Genomic DNA, 1244 nt, shown 5'->3' on the forward strand with positions numbered 1-1244 from the left:
CACCCGGCTCGGGGAGATCCGCGAGTTCTATCCCGACGGCCCCGGTGGCGGGGCCGGGTTCTGCATCGACGCCTACAACGGGCCGATCTCCCTGACGATGCGGGCCTGCGGCATCGACCCGGGCGAACTCCGTGTCATCACCGCCGCCGCGATGGCCGCGGCTGTGGACGCCCTCCAGACCATGGACCCGGACATGGACGCAGACATCGACGTGGACGGCGCCCCGAACGCTGACACCGACGGCGACGTGAACAGCGGTGGTGAGTCCGCTCCCCTCGCCGTCCAGCCGACCGCCGAGACCACTATCAGCGAACCGGTCACGGAAGCCCTCACCCCAACTGCCCCGCCCGACCGAGGCGCGGCCACCACCAATACTGAGGAGGAGGCCGCCATGGGCGAGCCCACCCCGACCGACGAGACCACGGCGGCCCCCGCCCGGTCCCTCACCGACGCCGACATCGCCGCCCTGGGCGCGATCTTCGCGGGAGCCCTTCAGGAGAACCTCGCCCCGGTCCTCGCCGCCGTCACCGAGAAGGCGTCTGAGCGGAAGCAGGAAGCCTCGGAGACCAGCGCACCGGCCCCCGTGAGCGCGTCCAAGAGCGGCAAGAAGGCCCTCAAGGAGACTGCGGCCGAGCTCGAAGCCGCCTTCGACACCAAGCTCACCGAAGCCCTCGCCAGGCAGCGCGACGAACTCCGTGAGGAGCTCCTCCGCGAGAACGGGCTCCCGCCCCGCCAGGGCTACCGCGTCCACGAGAACGACCAGACCGGCGGCACGGACCAGACCCCCGACGATCTCTACAAGGACCGTGCCGAGATCCTCCTCGGCGCCTTCGGCCGCACCCCCCAGCCCGCCCAGTAGGCAGGCAGCACCTCCCTCAAGGCCCTCACCGACGGGAGCCTTCCGCACCACCCACCACCACAAGCCCCACGCGCCTGATACCGCGTGGGGCTTTCGCATGCAGAGGAGGAGCCTCCGTGCCTACTGAGCTCGAAGAGGCCATCACCACGGCGGGCGCAGTCTCCCCGCTCATCCCCAAGGCGATCAGCCCGCTGCTGCTGGAGTACCAGCGCCGCTACGCGCCCCTGCTCGCGGCGATCCCGTCCAGGCAGTGGAATTCCACGCAGTACTTCTTCAACCGGCGCACAGCCCGGCCGGACTCCGGCGGCGTCGTCGACGGCGGCGCCCGCCCGATCGGCAACTCCACCTACGAGCAGGCCGTCTTCAACATCCGCCTGTACCAGGC

At 70.7% G+C, this 1244-nt stretch carries 2 protein-coding genes; both read left to right on the plus strand.

Annotated elements, in window-relative coordinates; all coding sequences use genetic code 11:
• On the plus strand, nucleotides 1–859 hold an 859-nt coding region (locus AB0435_RS34235; protein WP_366428751.1), incomplete at its 5' end, for a hypothetical protein.
• Between the two features lie 116 nt (nucleotides 860–975).
• A partial coding sequence (locus AB0435_RS34240; RefSeq protein WP_366428752.1) for a hypothetical protein occupies nucleotides 976–1244 on the plus strand: 269 nt, incomplete at its 3' end.

Source organism: Streptomyces sp. NPDC051173 (assembly GCF_040689515.1).
Taxonomy (GTDB): domain Bacteria; phylum Actinomycetota; class Actinomycetes; order Streptomycetales; family Streptomycetaceae; genus Streptomyces.